Genomic DNA, 17,953 nt, shown 5'->3' on the forward strand with positions numbered 1-17,953 from the left:
CGGCGGGGAACCGCAGCATCCCGCATGCGGCACGACGTGACGGGGCGACGGCGCCCGCACATCCACCTTCACGGATGCGGGAGCCGGACCGGTCCATGAGCCCGCTGACCATGTTCGGGACAATCGCGGTATGAGGATCACTGCGCGGGAACTCAACCGGTCCACGCTCGGCAGACAGCTGCTTCTGAGGAGGGAGCCGTTGGGTGCCGTCGACGCGGTCCGTCGTCTCGTCGCACTCCAGGCCCAGCACGCGGCATCGCCGTATCTCGCGTTGTGGAACCGGCTCAGCGGTTTCGACCCGGCCGACCTCGACGCCGCCTTCGGTGACCGGGCGATCGTGAAGGCGACGCTGGTACGGATCACGCTGCACGCCATCCACCGGGACGACTACCGGTCGTTCCGCGAGGCCATGCATCCGACACTGCGTGCCGCCCGGCTCAACTCCCGCTTCACCGCGAGCGGATTGTCCCCAGACGACGCGGACGCGCTGGTCCCGGAACTGCTCACGTTCGCGGACCGGCCGCGCACGACCGCCGAGATGGAAGCCTGGCTCGAAGCACGGACAGGGGTGCCGCCGAAGTCCGGCGCGTGGTGGGGACTGCGGTCGTACGCGCCCCTGGTGCACGCCCCCACCGGAGGGCCGTGGTCGTTCGGACTCCGCCCGTCGTACGTCGCGTCGGGAGCCCGGCCGGCGCTCGACCCGGACACGTCCGCCGCCTCGCTTCAGACGCTGGTCCGCCGCTATCTGGAAGGGTTCGGGCCGGCGTCGGTGGCGGACATCGCGCAGTTCGCCACGGTTCAGCGCGCAAGGGCCCGTCAGGCGGTGGGCGCGCTCTCCGACACCCTGGAGAAGTGGGAAGGGCCGGACGGCACGGCCCTGTTCGACCTCCCCGGCGCACCGCGCCCGGCGGCCGACACACCGGCACCACCCCGGCTGATGGCCATGTGGGACAGCATCCTGCTGGCGTACGCCGACCGCAGCCGCGTCATCCCGCCGCAATACCGGCCCCTGGTCATCCGGGTGAACGGTGACGTCCTGCCCACCCTGCTGGTCGACGGCTATGTGGCCGGTGTGTGGCGTCCCGTGGAGGGAGGCATCGAGGCGACGGCCTTCCACACCCTGCCGGCCGCGGTCTGGGACGAACTCGCCGCGGAGGCCAAGGGATTGGTGGCGCTGCTGGCCGACCGCGAAGGGCAGGTCTACCGGCGGTACGCGGGATGGTGGGCCGCGATGCCGAGCGCCGAGGTCCGGGTACTCCCCGGGTAGCGACACCGTTCGCACCCGCACCCGCGTCCGGACCGGAAGCGGGCGCGGCTACGACGCTTCGGGCGCGGGCAACCCGCCGCTTCCGGGGCCACGCGGACGGGAATAGGAGTACAGGCGGTCCACCTCCGCGAAACCCACCGACTCGTACAGCGAGATCGCCGCCGTACGGTCCCGCTCGTCCCCGGCCGCCGCGTCGTCGTCCACGTACAGGACCACCGTGTCGGCTCCGCACTCGGTCAGCACACCGAGAGCGTTGCCGAGCATCGCGCGGCCCAGGCCCCGGCCGCGCAGGTCGGGCAGGACGCCGATCCAGCGGAGAACACCGGTGCCCTGCACGGGAGAACCCACGACGGCCTCGGCCACCACCCGGCGGTCCCGGTGAGCCTCCAGTCGCCACGCCTGCCGATCCCCCGGCTCGTGACCCACCCGCACGTCCGGCAACCGCGGCATGCCCTCGACGGGCAGCGCGGCCAGCATGTAACGCCACAGCCGCTCCCCGGTGAACCCGGCCCGCCGAAGCGCCTCCGCAGTCGCCGGACGGTGCAGGACCGGCAGCGCCTCCAGGCCCAGCGAAAGAGCCGACGCAAAGCTGAAAGCATGCGCCTCACGCGTCCCGAAGGCGGCAAGGGCATGGCGGATCAGCGCATCGGCCGTCCGCGCGTCCTCCCGGCAGTGGAGCCAGAGCAACTGGCCGGTGTCGTCCTTGAGCCGCAGGGCGTACGACACCGCACCCATGACGACTCCGTCCGCGTCCTCGGCCACCACGACGTCCGGGGGTTCCAGCTCCGCCCACCACCCGGCGTCGACGGGCGAGCGGCCCTGGAGGGCCTCGTCGAGCATCGCCGGGGTCGAGGCCGGCTGACCGCCCATGCGGTCGTCATCGACCAGGGCGAGGACGGCGTCTTCGTCCGCGGGCATGTAGGGACGCAGTGTCGGGCCGGGCAGGGGAGGGCTCACAGTGACGACCCTGACCGGGAAGACCCGTTCTGTCCAGGATCGGGCCCTCCCGGCAGTTCGCGGCCGAGCAGCGGTCTTCCGCCCTCGTGGAACCGGCCCGCGACGACCCCGGGATCACCGCGCCCACTGCGCCCACTGCGGTGTCCACGTCTCGCCACGGCGGTGGTCGGACCGGAGGGAGCCGAGATGGTCGCGGAGTGCGGTGAGCGCGGGATGCGGATTGTCGCTGCGCCAGATCAGTGAATGGGGATAGACCGGCGTGGGTCCGTGCACGAAGACGCGCCGCAGGTCGTCACCGGCGGGCCGGACGAACTCGGTCTGTTCACCCACGAAGGTCGCCAGCACCGAGGAGTCCGCGATCGTGTCGAGGAGGGGCTCGGTGCCGAAATCGGGGCCGGTCGCCTCGATGGTGAGCCCGAACGCGGCGGCGAGGTCCTCGTAGTAGGCGGCCCACTCGGTACCGGCGACGATGCCGGGCATCCAGATCCTGTGCCCGGCGAGCTGTGCGGGTGCGACCGCCTGGGCGGTGGCCAGCGCGTGACCCGGCCCGGTGAGGAGATGCAGAGGCTCGTCGAAGACCCGGACGGTCTCCACGCCTTCGGGAAGCTGCCGGGCGGGCAGGGTGACAGCGCGGAACGACGCGTCGATCGCGCCGGACCGGACGGCGGCGATCGCCGCGCCGGCGTCGAAGAGCGTCACCACGTCGAGCGCGATCCCCGGATGGGCACGGTGGAAGCCGCGCATCAGACCCGCCGGCGCAAGCCGTCGGCCGATCACATCGACACGCAGCGCGCGACTGCCGGGCCGTACGGAAGCAGCAGCCCTCTCTGCGGCACGAAGGAGATCGCGGGCGTGCGGCAGGAAGACCTGCCCGTCGAGGGTCAGCCGGGCACCACGCGGCGTACGCGTGAACAGCCGGACGCCCAGGGCCTTCTCCAGCGCCGCGACGCGCTTGGAAACGGCCTGCTGCGTGATCGACAGATCGGCGGCCGCTTCCTGGAACTGCCCGGCGTCCGCAACGGCGACGAACGTGCGTACCGCTTGGAGATCCACGCCGCACATCCTAGGCCGTGCGCTGGGAGTACAACTCCTGGTTGTGTCTCACGATCCGAGCGGTTGTTTGATCCCCGGACCCGCTCGTGGCTTTGATGTGACCGGTCGAACGAGGGTGTCAGGGAGCGGCAGCGAGGGGTGTGCTGGGCATGGGCGCCAAGCGGTCGCTGGGCCGGGAGTTCGCGTGGCTGTGGTCCGCGTACGCGATCAGCACCTTCGGCACACGGCTCGCGTTCGGCGCCTTCCCCCTGATCGCGATCCTCGTGCTGCACGCCGGGGCGGCGGAGGTCGCGGCGCTGGCCGCCGCGGGCCTGGCGGTCGGCGCGGCCGTCGCGTTGCCGCTCGGGCCGTGGGTGGACTTCCGCCGCAAGCGACCCGTCATGATCGCGATGGACCTGGCCCGCTTCACCGCGTTGATCAGCATTCCCGTCGCGTACGCCCTCGGCCTGCTCTCCTTCGCCCAGCTGCTCGTCGTCTCCGTCGTCGTCTCCGCCGCCGAGATCACCTTCGGGGCGGCCAGTGGGGCATTCCTCAAGTCCCTCGTACCGCCGCAGGACCTCCTGGCCGCCAACGGACGGTTCGAGGCCACGACATGGACCGCCACCATGCTCGGACCGCCCGTCGGCGGAGCAGCGATCGGGCTGTTCGGTCCCGTGATGACCGTGCTCGCGGACGCCGTCAGTCACCTGCTGTCGGCGGCGGGCATCCGCGCGATCGGCAGCAAGGAGGCACCTCCCGCAGGCGCCGGTGCGCGGGCCCGCCCACGCGCCGGCGATGTCCTCGGCGGATGGCGGCACATCCTGGCCGAGCCGGCCCTTCGTCCCCTGTTCTTCAACACGGTCCTCGTCAACGGCCTGATCATGGCGACCTCACCGCTGCTCGCCGTCCTCATGCTCGGCCAACTCGGCTTCGCACCCTGGCAGTACGGCCTCGCCTTCGCCGCGCCCTGCATCGGCGGGCTGATCGGCTCACGGCTGGCCCGCCGCCTCGTCGCCCGGCACGGGTCGCACAGGGTCCTGTTCACCGCCGGGTGGCTGCGGGCGTGCTGGCTGCTCGGGTTGGCCTTCATCGGCCCCGGCGCTGCCGGCCTCCTGCTCGTCATGGCCGTCGAGCTCGGGCTGATCACCTGCATGGGCGTCTTCAACCCGGTGTTCGCCACGTACCGTCTCGACCACATCGCAACGGACCGCATCGCCCGCACGCTGTCCGCCTGGTCGGTCGCGAGCAAGGCCACCATCGCGGCCATGACCGCCCTGTGGGGCCTGCTGGCCGGACTCGCCGGGCCGCGCACAGCACTCGCGATCGCGGGCCTCCTCATGCTGGCCACGCCGCTCCTGCTCCCCCGTCGGAGCCTCACGGCAGAGCGGGCGCAGTGAACCGTGACGAGCGGGCCGGGGCGGCCCGCTCGCATACGGGACCGCCCGCTACCTGATCGTGAACGAGCAGCCTTTCAGGGCCTGTCCGCCGTCGTTGTCCGCGACCGCCTTGCCGTCGACCGTGATGAAGCAGGGGGCCGGCTTCTGCGTGCCGTCGACGGACTTGATGGCCCCCGGGACGATCGACACCGGATAGCCCGTCTTCTGTTCCGCGGCGGAGAGCCGGACGGTCTCCGTCTTCCGCCACGGCAGGGTCTGCTCGGCAGAACCGCTGGTGTGGGCGCGGTAGGTGACCGGCACCTTGCCCAGCCCCTCGACCGCCAGGGTCACCTCGTGGGACTCGCCCGCCTCGGCGGGCGACGGCGAGGCACTCCGTGATGCCTCACTCCTGCCGCGATTCTCGTCCTGCGTGGTCCCGCCGCCTCCGCAGCCCGTCAGCGCCACAGCCACGAGCAGTGCCACAGCGGTCATCGACGTTCGCATACGTCCCGTTCCCGTGCTCTCGGTTCCTGTCGTCCCTCGGGCAAGGGATCCGACATCCGAAGATCCAAGCACGTGCGGTACGGCACGAACGGTCATGAGCCTCGGTGGCGGGAGCCGAATTCCCGGTGTCAGTCGTCGGCCGAACCGGCGGACCCGCCGCTCTTACTGCGACTGCTGAAGACAGCTGACAGGACGTCCGCGACTGCGGCGAGGACGATCAGGGTCACGCGACCGGCGTGGCGCATACGCGGAGAGGCCATGCGCCGGATCCTACGGGCCGGCTCCGCGAGGGGTGGCAGCGGGAAGCCGGTACGGGCGGCCCGTCAGTCCGTGCTTCGCCGGGCAACGCGCGCGCGTTGCCGCGCAGTTCCGCCCTCCCCCGTCGCCGCCTTCTTGTCGTCACTGGGGTGAGGCGAGGAGGCCAATGGGCTTGTTATCGGATGATCTCCACGGACGATCTCCCTACGTGCGGTGCCCTGCCCCTCTGCTGGAGCGCGTATACGGTACGGATGAGGACGTACGAAGGGGGCCGTCGTCGTGAGCAGCGCGCAGCGGATCGAGGTCCGGCGGGAGCAGGTGCTCGCCCATCGGGTGGCGGCTCACGGCTTCGACCGGTCCTCCGCCGCACCGGGGGTGCTCGACCTCGGAGTCCAGGACACTCCCTACGGCTCTGCCAGGTTGGCGCTCGCCGCTCGGGGTGCGTCCGCCGAGGGGCTGGAGCTCGTGTGGTCGTTCCGTGGCGCGCCGCATCTGCACCGGCGCGCGAGCCTTCCCCGCCTCGCCGCGGCACTCTGGCCGGTCGGTGACGCGGACGCGACGGCGCGGATCGACACCGCCGTGATCAAGGACGGGGCGCGGCTCGGGGTCGAGGCTTTCCGCGTCACCGCCGAGGCGTTCCGCGACACGGTCACCGCCCCGATGGCCAAGGGTGAGGTGAGTACCGCGGTCGGCGCCGCCGTGCCCCCGGCGCTGACGTACTGGTGCGACCGGTGCGGTGCCCAGCACATCTCAGGGCTGCTCTTCCAGCAGGCCGGGCTCTTCGGCGCGACCGGGGTGGGCGTGGAAGGGGGCCGGACCGTTCTCGCTCCGCTGGAGCAGAGGTTCCCGGTGCCGGTCGAGGCGTCGGGCGCGGCCTGGCTGGTGCGGGCGTACCTGCGCCACCTCGGTCCGGCGACACCTGCCGAGGTGGCGAAGTATCTCGGCACGAAGCCGGCCGTGGTGAAGGCGCTGTGGCCGGACGACCTCGCCGAGGTCCAGGTCGAGGGACGGACGTCCTGGCTGCCCGGGCCCGGTCTCGACGCCTTGGTATCGGCGGAGTCGGATTTCGCGGAGAAGTTCCGGGGGCTCGTCCGCCTGCTGCCGCCCGGCGATCCGTTCCTCCAGGCGAGGGACCGGAGTCTTCTGGTGCCCGACAAGGACCGCGCGAAGGAGATCTGGCGGGCGATCGGCGGCCCGGGCGTCCTCCTGACCGGCTCGGAGATCACCGGCACATGGCGCGCCAAGGCCGCCGGCCGCAGGCTCGACCTCACGGTCACGCCGTTCGGGCCACTGTCCGCTGCCGTGCGCAAGGCCGTGGAAGCCGAGGCGGACACCGTGGCCTCCGCCCGCGGCGCCGGAGACGTCCGGCTGCTGTTCGCGTAGGGCGTCGCTGCCCCCACGAGGCTCATGGGTCAGCCGGTCATCAGCGCGCCGTTCGTCCGCCCGTACGACTCGGCCGCGGCGACGGCCCGCCCGACCGCTTCCCTACCTCGCCCCCGGCCGGCCGGGGCCCGCGCCGACCACGTCCGGTGACCGTGGCCCGGCCCCCGCGACTCGACGGCCCGCTGGACGGCACCCCTGGCGGCGTGGAGGGCTCCGGCGCCGGTCCCGCGACCGCACCGCAGACCGGCCCCGGCTCCCCCGGGCGTCCGTCCTGACACGGCGGAGCCGCCCTGTTGTCGGCACACTGGTGGAGGAAGACGCTCGGCGCATCGACCCGCCTGTCGGGGTACCGGGCGAGACGTGGTGTGCCGCGGGTGGAAGGCGACCTCAGTGGCGTCAGACCGTTCGGAGGGTGATCGGGCTCCTGGGCCGCTCTGGTCGGAGCCCGGGTCGCTTCTTGAACACGTGCCCGTGGCCGTCCTCGGCATCGACGAGGACAACCGCATCCGCTACTGGGGCCCCGGCGCCGAGGGACTCTTCGGGCATGACTCCGCGGAGGTGCTGGGCAAGGCCGCCGCCGTACTTTTTCCCGATGGCCCGGACGACTCCCCCGGTCCGTCGGTCCAGCTGGCGGAACACGGCCGCACGCTGGGTTACTGGCGCGGCCGGCTGCCGGCCCGGCACCGGAACGGCGAGGTCTTCGACTGCGGTTTCCGGGCCTTCCGCGTGGTCGGTACCGACAGCAGGTCGATGGTCCTGGCCCTGGCCAGCCGGAGCGACGTCCTCGATCGGGTGAAGACCAACCTGGCGTTTCTCGATTCCCTCTTCGAGACAACCCCCATCGGCCTGGTCATGCTCGACGACCGGCTGCGGTACGTCCACCTCAACCAGGCGCTCGCCGACATGGACGGTGTGTCCATCGAGGAGCACATCGGACGGCCCATGGAAGACATCATGATCACCTCCGACGGTGGCGCCTACCGGCGGATGCTGCGCTCGGTCGCCGAAGAGGGACGGGCTGTCGCCGGTGTTCTCGTGGGGCTGCGCACTCCTGGTCACCCGGACCTGGATCAGGTGCGGTCGGTGAGCCTCTTCCCGCTCAGCGGCGCAGTCGGTACACGGTCCGGGGTGGGCGGCCTGATGGTGGATGTGACCGAGCGGGAGCAGGCCATCATGGAGGCCAGTGCCGCTCGCCGGCGCCTGGATCTGCTGGCCCGGGCCACCGCGCGGATCGGTACCACCCTGGATGTGGATGTCACCGCCCGGGAGGTGGTCGCCGCCGCCATTCCCGACTTCTGCGACGCCGCCGTGGTGGAAGTCGTGGAGTGGATGGACGAGCGAGCGGTGTTCGACCCGCAGCAGCCGCTCGTCACCAGGAGGATCGCCTCCGGCACGGTCCTGCCGCCACCGGCCGGCGAGCTCGTGGGCGGGCTGGACCGGGTGACCTACCCACCGGATTCGTCCATCCATCGGACACTGAGTTCGGGCCGCCCCCTCTTCGTCCCGGTCGACGACGAGTTCATGACCCGGACCGTCATGCACCAGTCGCGCGCGCAGCTCCTGAAGGACAGCGGCCTGACCGGCCTCGTCATCTCCCCGCTCATCGCCCGCGGCACCGTCCAGGGCATCAGCGTGTTCGGACGCTCCGCGGCCCGGCCTGCCTTCACCGAGGAGGACCTCCGCCTGGCCGGCGAGCTGTCCTCCCGGGCCGCTCTCTGCCTGGACAACGCGCGTCTCTACAGCCGGGTGCAGGACATCGCCCTCACCCTCCAGCGCGCACTGCTCCCCAGCGCGCTGGCGACCAGCCCGCATGTGCAGGTCGCCCACCGCTATGTGCCCGGCAGCCAGGTCACCGAGGTGGGTGGCGACTGGTACGACGTGATCGATCTGCCCGGCGACCGCGTCGCGCTGGTGGTCGGCGACGTGATGGGACACGGGGTGCGGGCCGCCGCGGACATGGGGCGGCTGCGCATCACCGCCAAGGCACTGGCCAGGCACAACCACGAGCCGGCCGACCTGCTCGCCGAACTCGACGCCTGCGCCCAGGAGGCGGGTATCGAGCTGGCGACCTGCCTCTACGTGTCGTACGACGCCGCGACAGGGCGGGCCCGCATCGCCAATGCCGGCCACCCGCCGCCCCTCGTACGGCACCCCGACGGCACGGTCGAGACCCTCAGCGAGGTCCTGGGCGTGCCCCTGGGGGTGGGCGGTCACCCGTTCCGGACGATCGAGACCGATATCCCGGACGGCGCGATTCTCGCCCTGTACACCGACGGGCTCGTCGAGGTCCGTGGCCACGACATCGAAGAGGGCCTGGCGGCCGTCTGCGCGGAACTGAGCCAGGTCGCGGACCCGCTCGAAACGATGGCGGACCGCATGCTGTCGCGTCTGCTGCCCGATCCGCCGAGTGACGACACCGTGCTCGTCCTCGCCCGTGTGCGCCGGAGCACCGCACCTGAGCGGTGAGCGGGCCGCACACCTTCTGGAGCGCCGAGGACGACGGCGGGCGGCTGCCGCACATCGCACGGATGGCACGCACCGGAATGAGCGGCTGATCCGGTGTGTTCTGCTCCGGCATGGACGACGAGACCGGAGCGGCCGCGAGCTCACCCGCGCAGCGGAAGGCCGCGGCAGAGCGCATCGACGACGCCCGCGCCAGTGGTCAGCGGCTGATCGACTCCCTGACGCGCCTGTGGGACGGCGTCGTCGAGGCGTCGACCATGACCAACATCGACGACGAGCACGACCCGGAGGGTGCCACGGTCGCCTTCGAGCGTGCCCAGCTGCGGGACATGCTCAGCCAGGCACGGGCCGATCTGGACGACCTCGACCGGGCCGCGGAGCGGGTGCGCACGGGCGCCTACTGGGTCTGCGAGCGCTGTGGCGGCCCGATCGCTCCGGAGCGGCTCGCCGCGCGCCCGACGGCCACGGTGTGTATCACCTGCGCGAACAAAGCCACCCGCTGATGCGTATCACTGGGTGAGAAGGATGCAGTGGCGCGACGGCGCAACATGTAGAAAGGTCGTTGCCGCCGAAAAGCCTCAAAACGCCCGGTTCGGACGATCATGTCGATGACCGATGTCGATGACCGTCCGTACGACTCCAGCAACGCGTGACGGAAGGTGTCCCATGTCGAAGCCACCGCTTCCCGACGAAGCAGTCGCCATGCTGACGAAGGCCAACCCGGCGGTCGTCACGACCCTGCGTTCGGACGGCCAGCCGGTGTCCACGGCCACCTGGTACCTGTGGGACGACGGCCGGGTGCTGATCAACATGGACGAGGGACGCAAGCGCCTGGAGCACGTGCGGAACGACCCGCGTGTCTCGCTCACCGTGCTCGATGAGGGCAACTGGTACACCCACCTCAGCATCATCGGCCGCGTCGCCGAGCTCGTCGAGGACAAGGAGCTGCTCGACATCGACCGGCTGGCCCAGCAGTACCTCGGCAAGCCGTACCCGCAGCGGGACCGCCGCCGGTTCAGCGCGTGGATCGAGATCGACCGCTGGCACGGGTGGGGCACCCTGAAGGACAACAGCCGGCCCGGGTGATGTGCGGCCGCCCGCGGCGGGTGCGATGAGGAACCTCCGGCGTTCACGTCGAGCACACGAAGAAGCGTGCGTTCACGTCGAGGGTTCATATCTCGCCCCGGCACGGCCGGTTCCGCCTCCCGGCAAACCCTCCGGGCACTCCCCTGACCGGCGTGTACTGTGTGCCGCGCCGCCATGCCAACGTTCCGGCAATCGCGATGGTTGCGCCGGGAGTTGCGCGGCCGGCTTTCACATTCGCCTCCCGGAGGAGTGTCCGTTCGATGACCCAGAACCGTCCCGAAGGGCCCCAGTCCCCCGACGGCGAGAACACGGACGACCGCCGTCGTCCCGGACCGGCCCCCGAGGACGGGGCGGACAGCGGCCACGCCGAGGGTGACGGTGGCCAAGGAGACGTCGAGGGCGGCGACGGCAAGGCCGACCGCGTCACGGACGCACATCCCGGCAAGAAGCGCCTGATCGACTACCCCCGTCGCGGCAAGGGCGGGGTGCGCCGCTGGATACCCTCGTGGCGGCTCGTCCTCGGCACCTCCTTCGCGGTCGTCACCGCAACGGTGGGGGCCGCGACCGTCGCCTACGCGCTGGTGGAGGTCCCCGACCCGACCAGGGCGGCCGAGGCGCAGAACAACGTCTACTACTGGGCCGACGGCACGCAAATGGCCGCCACCGGTGGGGAGATCAACCGCCAGATCATCGGCATCGGGGAGATCCCGGTGGCCATGCAGAACGCGGCGATCTCGGCGGAGAACAAGACGTTCCGCACCGACGCGGGCATCGACCCCATGGGGATCGGCCGCGCCGTGGTGAACATGGCCAAGGGCAGTGAGACCCAGGGCGGTTCCACCATCACCCAGCAGTACGTGAAGAACAGCCGGCTCGGCGACCAGCCGAAGAGCGTGAGCCGCAAGGTCAAAGAGCTGTTCGTCTCCATCAAGGTCGGCGCCGACATGGACAAGTCGGACATCATGGCCGGCTATCTCAACTCCGCCTACTACGGGCGGAATTCCTATGGAATCCAGGCCGCGGCCCGCACGTACTACGGCAAGAATGCCAGGGACCTCAACCCCAGCGAGTGCGCCTTCCTCGCTTCGCTGCTCAAGGGCGCGGTGTACTTCGATCCGGCCGGTTCCGTGGACATCGACCCCACGGCGACACCGCAGGCCAATCTGGCGCGGGTGACCGACCGCTGGAAGTGGGTCATGAACGAGATGGTCAAGGACGGGCATCTGAGTGCTGCCGAGCGGGCGAAGTACCCCACGTTCCCGATGCCCCAGTCCACTTCCAAGGGGGCGAAGCTCGGCGGACAGGTCGGCTATCTCGTCGATCTCGCCAAGGCGAACGTCCTCAAGGACCGGACGCTCGGCCTCGACGCGGACGACCTGGCGCGCGGTGGCTACGAGATCCACACCACCTTCGACAAGAAGAAGGTCCAGCAGCTCGAACAAGCGGTGAAGAAGGTCCGCACGGGCAGCATCAAGCCCGACAAGCGGCCGAAGACGGACACCCACGTCCAGTTCGGCGGCGCCTCGGTCGACCCGCGGACCGGTGCGATCGTCGCCGTCTACGGCGGCGAGGACGCGACCAAGCACTTCACCAACAACGCCGACGCGACCGGCGTCCCGGTCGGATCGACCTTCAAGGCGTTCGTCCTGGCGGCGGCGCTGCGCGACGGTGTGCGCGACCCGCAGGGCGGCGCGGACCAAGGCAGCAACGAGCGCACGCCCGTCGATCCCGACACGAGCGTCTACAGCGGCCAGGACAAGCTCAAGATCAAGAACTACGACGGGTCGGTGTGGCTGACCGCCGAGGGCAAGGAGTGGCTGCAGACCAACGACGGCAACGAGTCGTACGGAAACGTCTCGCTGCGTGAGGCCATGATCCGCTCGGCGAACTCACCGTTCGTACAGCTGGGCATGGACGTCGGCATCCCCTCGGTCCGCCGGGCCGCCGTCGACGCCGGCCTTCTCGAGAGCTCCCTCAACTCGTCGGACGTCCCCTCGTTCTCGCTCGGCATCTCCTCCCCCAGCGCCATCCGTATGGCCGGTGCCTACGGCACCTTCGCGGACGGGGGCAAGCAGCGTGAGCCGTACTCCGTCACGAAGGTGAAGCGGGAGGGCAGGGTGGTCTACGCGCACAAGGACGAGTCCCAGCAGGCCTTCCCCGCCGCGGTCGCCGGCTCCGTGACCGACGTGCTCAGGGATGTCGTCGAGGACGAAGAGGGCACCGGCCGGAACGCGCGGCTGCCGGGCCGTGAGGTCGCGGGCAAGACCGGTACGACCGACGGCAACAAGTCCGCCTGGTTCGTGGGCTACACCCCGCAGCTGTCGACCGCGATCGACATGTACCGCCGCGACGACAACGAGAAGAACCAGAACGGCACGTTCCTGGAGATGTTCGGTACGGGTGGCCAGGCGAAGATCCACGGCGCCTCGTTCCCGTCGGAGATCTGGCGGACGTACATGACCGAAGCCCTCAAGGGCCAGGCGGTGTTGCGCTTCTCCGCCCCCGAGCAGCCGTGACGGCAGGGCACGTGTTCCTGCCCCACTGAGCCCGGGCGCCACATCGGCTAACGGCTCGGTGACGGCGGGATTGCGGATCGGACGCGTGCCGGGCCCTTTGGGCCGGCTGGGCGGTTGATTCGGCATGAGCCCTTGGGAGAGTGACCCGTTGCCGGTGGCCGGGGTTTCGGTCGTGACCGTCACCCGGCCGCCGGACGCACCGCCGCGCGGCGAAGAGGACGAGGGCGGCGACGTGCGTACCGCCGGAGGAGACGTCCCCGCCGTCCCCGCGCCGGATGCGGAGTCCTGGAAGGCCGTGGCCGACCTCCTGGCGGCGCCCGTCCGGACGGCCTTCCTGTGCGTGGCCGCCGCCACGGTCGTCGCGGCCGTGCTGGTCGTGTGGTTCACCTGACGACGGTGACGGGAGCGGAGCCCGGAACATCCGGGCCCGTGGGCCCGTCAGCGGCCCGCCGGCTCCGCGGGCCGGATGTTCTGGGTGGCGTGGAAGAGGTTGTGCGGGTCGTAGGTCCGCTTGATCTCCGCCAGCCGGTCGAAGTGGTCGCCGTACGTGGCTCTGACCCGGTCCTGGCCCTCGTCCTCACCGAGGAAGTTCACATAGGAACCGCCCATCGAATACGGGCGGAGTGCCTCCTCGTAGGCGGTGCACCACTGCTTGAGCGCCCCCGCATTGGCCGGGTCGGGGTCGATGCCCGCGATCACACCGGACCAGATGGCGTCCCGGTGGCTCCAGGCGGTGTCGTCCCTCCCGACGCGGCCGGCGGCTCCGTCGACCGGATACAGGTGCATGGTCGACAGAGCGGTGGGGAGGTTCTCGCCGTAGTGGAGGTGGACGTCGATGGCCTCGTCGGTGATGCGGTCGAAGAAGGCGCCGCGCCAGTACCACTGGAGTCCGCTCGGAAGCAGGTCGTCGAACATGCTCTGGAGCGCCGGGTAGGGCATCGGCGTCGTGAAGTGGAAGGCCGGGGCCCCGGCATCGTTCACGGGCCGGAGCACCTCGTCCAGGCGGTCCGGGTCGCCGGTCCAGCACCACACCACGCCGCACATCTTCTGTCCGTGGAGCTCCTCGGGGAACGGCGGGCCGGGCGGTACCGAGAGCAGCGCGAAGAAGCCGTTGAGGTCGTCGGTGGCCTGCGGCAGGAAGTCGCGGTACCAGCGGAGCACCTCCCGGGTGCGGTCGAGGGGCCACACGGTAATGGCGACGCCCACGGTGCTGACGGGGTGCATCCGGTAACGGAACGAGGTGACGATGCCGAAGTTCCCGCCGCCGCCGCGCAACGCCCAGAACAGATCGGGGTGCTCGCTCTCGCTCGCGGTGACGAGGCGGCCGTCCGCGAGGACGACGTCGGCGGAGACCAGGTTGTCGATGGTGAGGCCGTATTTGCGGGTGAGGTGGCCATGGCCGCCGCCCAGGGTGAGTCCGCCGACGCCGGTCGTCGAGTTGATGCCCGAGGGCGTGGCGAGACCGAAGGCGTGGCCGGCATGGTCGAGGTCGCCGAGCTGACTGCCGCCGCCGACCAGGGCGGTCCGCGTGCCGGGGTCGATGTGCGTCCAGCGTATGGGCGCCAGGTCGACGGTGACGCCGTCGTCCACCAGACACAGTCCGGGACCGCTGTGGCCGCCGCCTCTGACGGCGAGCTCGAGACCGTGGTCGCGTACGAAGCCGACTGCGGCCACGACGTCGGCCACGTCCGCGCACCGGGCGATGGCCGCGGGCCGGCGGTCGATCATCCCGTTGTAGACCGTGCAGGACTGCGCGTAGTCCAGGTCCTTCGGGCCGATGACCGGACCGCGCAGCGCTGTCCGCATCGCTTCCAGAGTGGTGTCGTCCATCACGATCTCCTCCGACGGGGGCACGGACCGTGACCCGCCTGGCCTTCGGCTCTTTCGGCTCTTTCGGCTCTTTCGGCTCTTTCGGCCGCAGCTTCCGAACGCCCCGCCGTCGTGGTCCCCGCCGACGGGCGCATGGCCCGCAACCGACGCGCGGTCAGGGCCTCTCAGGTGTCCACGTGACTCGTACATCCAGGGTCCCGCCGTCCGGGGAACGCCGCAAACCCCGCCGCCCCACGAGGCGCCCGCCCTGCCGTGGAAGAGCACCATGGGGTCATGGACGGACACATCGGCCGGGCCAGCGGGCCGGCACGGGTGGCCGAGCCCGGCGAAGGCATCGGCCTGGAGGAACTGGCGCTCGCGGCCCGGAACCACGGGTTGCCGCTGGAAGCCATGCGCGACGACGTGACCCCGCCCGGACTGCACTACGTACTGACCCACTACGACATTCCGGCCGCCGCTGCCGAGGGGTGGGAGCTGACCGTGAACGGGCTGGTCCGCACCCCGCTGACCCTCGGCACCGACGCCCTGCGGTCCTTCCCGGCCGTCACCCACCGCGTGACGATGGAGTGCGCCGGCAACGGTCGCGCCCGACTCTCACCCCGGCCGGTCAGCCAGCCGTGGCTGGTCGAGGCGGTCGGAACCGCCGACTGGACGGGCGTTCCGCTGCGGGTGCTCCTGGCCGAGGCGGGACCGGCGGCGGATGCCGTGGAGGCGGTGTTCACCGGCGCCGACCACGGCATCGAGCGGGGTGTGGAACAGGACTACCAGCGGAGCCTGCCGTTGGCGGTGGCCACCGGCGACGACCCCGACGTGCTGGTGGCCTACGAGATGAACGGCTGCCCGCTGCCGCCGCAGCACGGCTACCCCCTGCGGCTGGTGGTGCCCGGCTGGTACGGCATGGCGCAGGTGAAATGGCTGCGCGACATCGACGTCACCGCAACGCCGTTCACGGGATTCCAGCAGGCGGTGGCCTACCGCTACCGGCAGTCGGCCGACGAGCCCGGCGAGGCGGTCACGCGGATCGCCCCGCGGGCCCTGATGATCCCGCCGGGTTTCCCGGATTTCATGTCCCGTGCGCGCGTGCTGAGGCCCGGTCGCGTCCTCCTGGAGGGCCGGGCGTGGTCCGGCAGGGCACCCGTGACCGCGGTCGAGGTGAGCACCGACGACGGCCGAAGCTGGCGCGCGGCGGAAGTCGACCCTCCAGGCGAACACGCCTGGGCGTGGCGGCGCTGGCGTACGTGGTGGAACGCCGCACCCGGCAGGTATGTGCTCAGTGTCCGCGCAGGCGACGCCGAGGGCCATGTCCAGCCGCTGACGCAGCCGTGGAACCGCGGCGGCTTCGGCAACAACGCCGTCCAGCGGATTCCGGTCCTGTGCCTGCCGCCGGACTGATCCGCGCCGACGGGCCGATGGGGGCACCGGCTCCGGGAGGCTCCGCCCGCGCCCGAGGTGCGGTGAGCAGCGGCGCTTCTAAAATGGACCTCATACACGCACTTGCGTTGCGTACGCGCACCCTGCGTCCGATGAACCACGGTTGCATCAGGGAGCTGTGATGCCCAATCGTCCCGGTCGGTCAGGATGACCACCCCTGAGGATGAGGCGCGGAGCCCCTGGCCCCCGCCGATCGTGGTCCACCCCGTCATGCCGGGCGACCCGCCGTTCCGCTCCGTCGAGATCAACGGGGAACTGGCCGGCATCGCCCGCGATCTCGTGGAGTTGCTCGACCTGGCGTACAGCGCGGGGCTGAAGCACATCGATCTGGACGACCCCGCCCAGGTGAGATGGGTCGGCGGCGGCAAGTACAAGTGGGTTCCCTGACGGCGCTCCCACGGCCCCGGGGCGGGCCGCCGCCCGGGGGGCGGGCGGCGGCGGCGCACGCAGGATCGCAGCGTCAGTCGAGCGCGGCAGTGAGCGTGATCTTGGTGCCGGTGAGAGCCTTGCTGACCGGGCAATTGGCCTTCGCGTCCTCGGCCGCCGCCTTGAAGGCGGCCTCGTCCGTACCCGGCACCTGGCCCGTCACCGTGAGGTGGATGCCGGTGATCCCGGGGCCCGGCTCGAACGTCACCGCGGCCTTCGTCGTGAGCATCGTCGGAGGCGTACCGGCCTTCGTGAGGATGTTCGACAGGGCCATCGAGAAACAGCTGGAGTGAGCGGCGGCGATCAGTTCCTCCGGGCTCGTCTTCCCATGCGGCTCCTCGGCACGAGAAGCCCAGTTCACGGGGAAGTGGCCGATGCCCGACGAGTCGAACGTGACCTCCCCGAAGCCCTTGAGCAGTTCGCCTTCCCACTCGGTGTGCGCGTTGCGTGTGGTGGCCACGAAGAATGCCTCCTGTGTATGGACGACGTCTCCCAGATCGTCCGCCCTGCGGCGGCCGGACCGGGCCATCGACGCGCCGGGGCGCTCGCACTCGCCGGGCGTCGGTGCATGGGCTGTACGCCGGGCGGCGGTGCGCGGGCCGTCGTGAGCCGGTGGGGCCCTACGAGGCCGCCTGAGCCTCATGGGCAGGCGCTGTCGAGTGGGCCGACCGCCGGGATCCGTTGGTCGGGGCCCTGGCCCACCGGACGCGGTGATCGTCGACTTCGCACTCGGCGCCCGGCGGCTTAGCCTTGACGTATTGCCACGCTTGCCCCGGCCCTGCGCCGCTGGGCGGCATCCGGCGGCGACAGAGGCAACCCGCGTCCACCCGCATTCGGCGGACGGGCGCTACGCAACGCCGACGAGAGGACTGGCCATGACCCCCTCGACCCCCGACGAGCACGGGCCCCCGACACCCTCCCCCGAGGAGACCCCGTCCGCGGCGGACACGGCGGACACGCAGGCCGCGCTCATCGATCTCGCGAACAGCGTGGCCCTGCTGCCGCAGGCGCCGCCGGCCGAAGGCGAGGAGGAACGTCCCGAGGGTGCCATCGCGCTGCCGGTGATCGAACAGGACGGCACGCGGTACATCCCGGTCTTCACGACGGAGGACGCGCTGCTGGCGGTCGGCGGAGACCCCGAGAGCGCGGTGCGCATCCCTGTCGTCGACCTGGCCGCCAACTGGCCGGCGGACGACCTGTGGCTCGCCGTCAATCCGTCCTCCGAGGAAGGCCTCACCCTCCCGGCCGACCTGGTGCGTGCGCTCCCCATGGTCACGCGGCGCAACGGCCAGACCGGCATGCCCGAGCAGGGCGGCGCATCGGCGTAGGAGGGCACGTCGGAGGAGGACGGCGCGCCGGAAGAGAACGGCACGCCCGAGGAGGGCGGCGCGGACACGTCGGCGCCGGAGAGACCCCGGTCGCAG

General features: G+C 71.2%; 17 protein-coding genes. 11 read left to right on the plus strand and 6 right to left on the minus strand.

Annotated features, from left to right (window positions below; all coding sequences use genetic code 11):
* Positions 1–130: 130 nt before the first annotated feature.
* Positions 131–1,267, plus strand: a complete 1,137-nt coding sequence (locus tag ACQPWZ_RS03930; protein ID WP_433570640.1) for a winged helix DNA-binding domain-containing protein — start codon at positions 131–133, stop codon at positions 1,265–1,267.
* A gap of 48 nt (positions 1,268–1,315) precedes the next feature.
* On the opposite strand, the gene ACQPWZ_RS03935 is transcribed toward ACQPWZ_RS03930, so the two are convergent.
* Both ACQPWZ_RS03935 and ACQPWZ_RS03940 read right to left on the minus strand, forming a co-directional pair.
* Positions 1,316–2,185, minus strand: coding sequence for a GNAT family N-acetyltransferase (locus ACQPWZ_RS03935; RefSeq protein ID WP_433570641.1), 870 nt, complete (start codon positions 2,183–2,185; stop codon positions 1,316–1,318).
* Positions 2,186–2,338: 153 nt separating this feature from the next.
* On the minus strand, positions 2,339–3,277 hold the full coding sequence (locus ACQPWZ_RS03940) for a LysR family transcriptional regulator (protein WP_433570642.1): 939 nt from the start codon (positions 3,275–3,277) through the stop codon (positions 2,339–2,341).
* 149 nt (positions 3,278–3,426) lie between these two features.
* Between ACQPWZ_RS03940 and ACQPWZ_RS03945 the strand changes: the two genes are divergently transcribed.
* Positions 3,427–4,653: an MFS transporter gene (locus ACQPWZ_RS03945; protein WP_433570643.1), complete on the plus strand. Its 1,227-nt coding sequence runs from the start codon at positions 3,427–3,429 to the stop codon at positions 4,651–4,653.
* A gap of 48 nt (positions 4,654–4,701) precedes the next feature.
* Here ACQPWZ_RS03945 and ACQPWZ_RS03950 read toward each other — a convergent pair whose 3' ends face one another.
* Together ACQPWZ_RS03950 and ACQPWZ_RS03955 are read right to left on the minus strand one after the other, a co-directional pair.
* The gene (locus tag ACQPWZ_RS03950; RefSeq protein ID WP_433570644.1) at positions 4,702–5,124 is read right to left on the minus strand and encodes a hypothetical protein; all 423 of its coding nucleotides are present in this window, start codon (positions 5,122–5,124) and stop codon (positions 4,702–4,704) included.
* A gap of 140 nt (positions 5,125–5,264) precedes the next feature.
* Positions 5,265–5,396: a hypothetical protein gene (locus ACQPWZ_RS03955; RefSeq protein ID WP_340471724.1), complete on the minus strand. Its 132-nt coding sequence runs from the start codon at positions 5,394–5,396 to the stop codon at positions 5,265–5,267.
* Positions 5,397–5,673: 277 nt separating this feature from the next.
* Between ACQPWZ_RS03955 and ACQPWZ_RS03960 the strand changes: the two genes are divergently transcribed.
* The 6 genes from ACQPWZ_RS03960 (at position 5,674) to ACQPWZ_RS03985 (ending at position 13,233) form a co-directional block, all read left to right on the plus strand.
* Entirely contained in the window at positions 5,674–6,777 is a 1,104-nt protein-coding gene (locus tag ACQPWZ_RS03960; RefSeq protein WP_433570645.1) for a DNA glycosylase AlkZ-like family protein, read from the plus strand.
* Between the two features lie 390 nt (positions 6,778–7,167).
* Positions 7,168–9,243, plus strand: a complete 2,076-nt coding sequence (locus ACQPWZ_RS03965) for a SpoIIE family protein phosphatase (RefSeq protein WP_433570646.1) — start codon at positions 7,168–7,170, stop codon at positions 9,241–9,243.
* 110 nt (positions 9,244–9,353) lie between these two features.
* Positions 9,354–9,743: a TraR/DksA family transcriptional regulator gene (locus ACQPWZ_RS03970; protein ID WP_340471728.1), complete on the plus strand. Its 390-nt coding sequence runs from the start codon at positions 9,354–9,356 to the stop codon at positions 9,741–9,743.
* 163 nt (positions 9,744–9,906) lie between these two features.
* A complete protein-coding gene (locus ACQPWZ_RS03975; RefSeq protein ID WP_328859791.1) occupies positions 9,907–10,326 on the plus strand; it encodes a PPOX class F420-dependent oxidoreductase in 420 nt (139 codons plus the stop codon).
* A 260-nt stretch (positions 10,327–10,586) separates the two neighbouring features.
* Positions 10,587–12,842 carry a transglycosylase domain-containing protein gene (locus tag ACQPWZ_RS03980; protein ID WP_433570647.1) on the plus strand — a complete coding sequence of 752 codons (2,256 nt, stop codon included), beginning with the start codon at positions 10,587–10,589 and terminating at the stop codon, positions 12,840–12,842.
* A 172-nt stretch (positions 12,843–13,014) separates the two neighbouring features.
* A complete protein-coding gene (locus tag ACQPWZ_RS03985) occupies positions 13,015–13,233 on the plus strand; it encodes a hypothetical protein (protein WP_433570648.1) in 219 nt (72 codons plus the stop codon).
* 47 nt (positions 13,234–13,280) lie between these two features.
* On the opposite strand, the gene ACQPWZ_RS03990 is transcribed toward ACQPWZ_RS03985, so the two are convergent.
* Positions 13,281–14,672 (minus strand): FAD-binding oxidoreductase, encoded by a 1,392-nt coding sequence (locus ACQPWZ_RS03990; protein ID WP_433570649.1) that lies wholly within the window; start codon positions 14,670–14,672, stop codon positions 13,281–13,283.
* 273 nt (positions 14,673–14,945) lie between these two features.
* On the opposite strand from ACQPWZ_RS03990, the gene ACQPWZ_RS03995 reads away from it, so the two are divergent.
* Positions 14,946–16,064, plus strand: coding sequence for a sulfite oxidase (locus tag ACQPWZ_RS03995; RefSeq protein ID WP_433570650.1), 1,119 nt, complete (start codon positions 14,946–14,948; stop codon positions 16,062–16,064).
* Positions 16,065–16,250: 186 nt separating this feature from the next.
* Entirely contained in the window at positions 16,251–16,490 is a 240-nt protein-coding gene (locus ACQPWZ_RS04000; RefSeq protein WP_340471733.1) for a hypothetical protein, read from the plus strand.
* A gap of 73 nt (positions 16,491–16,563) precedes the next feature.
* Here ACQPWZ_RS04000 and ACQPWZ_RS04005 read toward each other — a convergent pair whose 3' ends face one another.
* Positions 16,564–16,989: an OsmC family peroxiredoxin gene (locus tag ACQPWZ_RS04005; RefSeq protein WP_433570651.1), complete on the minus strand. Its 426-nt coding sequence runs from the start codon at positions 16,987–16,989 to the stop codon at positions 16,564–16,566.
* 415 nt (positions 16,990–17,404) lie between these two features.
* Here ACQPWZ_RS04005 and ACQPWZ_RS04010 point away from each other — a divergent pair, with 415 nt between their 5' ends.
* A complete protein-coding gene (locus ACQPWZ_RS04010) occupies positions 17,405–17,857 on the plus strand; it encodes an SseB family protein (protein ID WP_340471735.1) in 453 nt (150 codons plus the stop codon).
* The last annotated feature ends 96 nt before the right edge of the window (positions 17,858–17,953 follow it).

Origin of the sequence: Streptomyces sp. CA-251247 (assembly GCF_050952975.1) — a bacterium.
GTDB classification, from domain to species: Bacteria; Actinomycetota; Actinomycetes; order Streptomycetales; family Streptomycetaceae; genus Streptomyces; species Streptomyces achmelvichensis.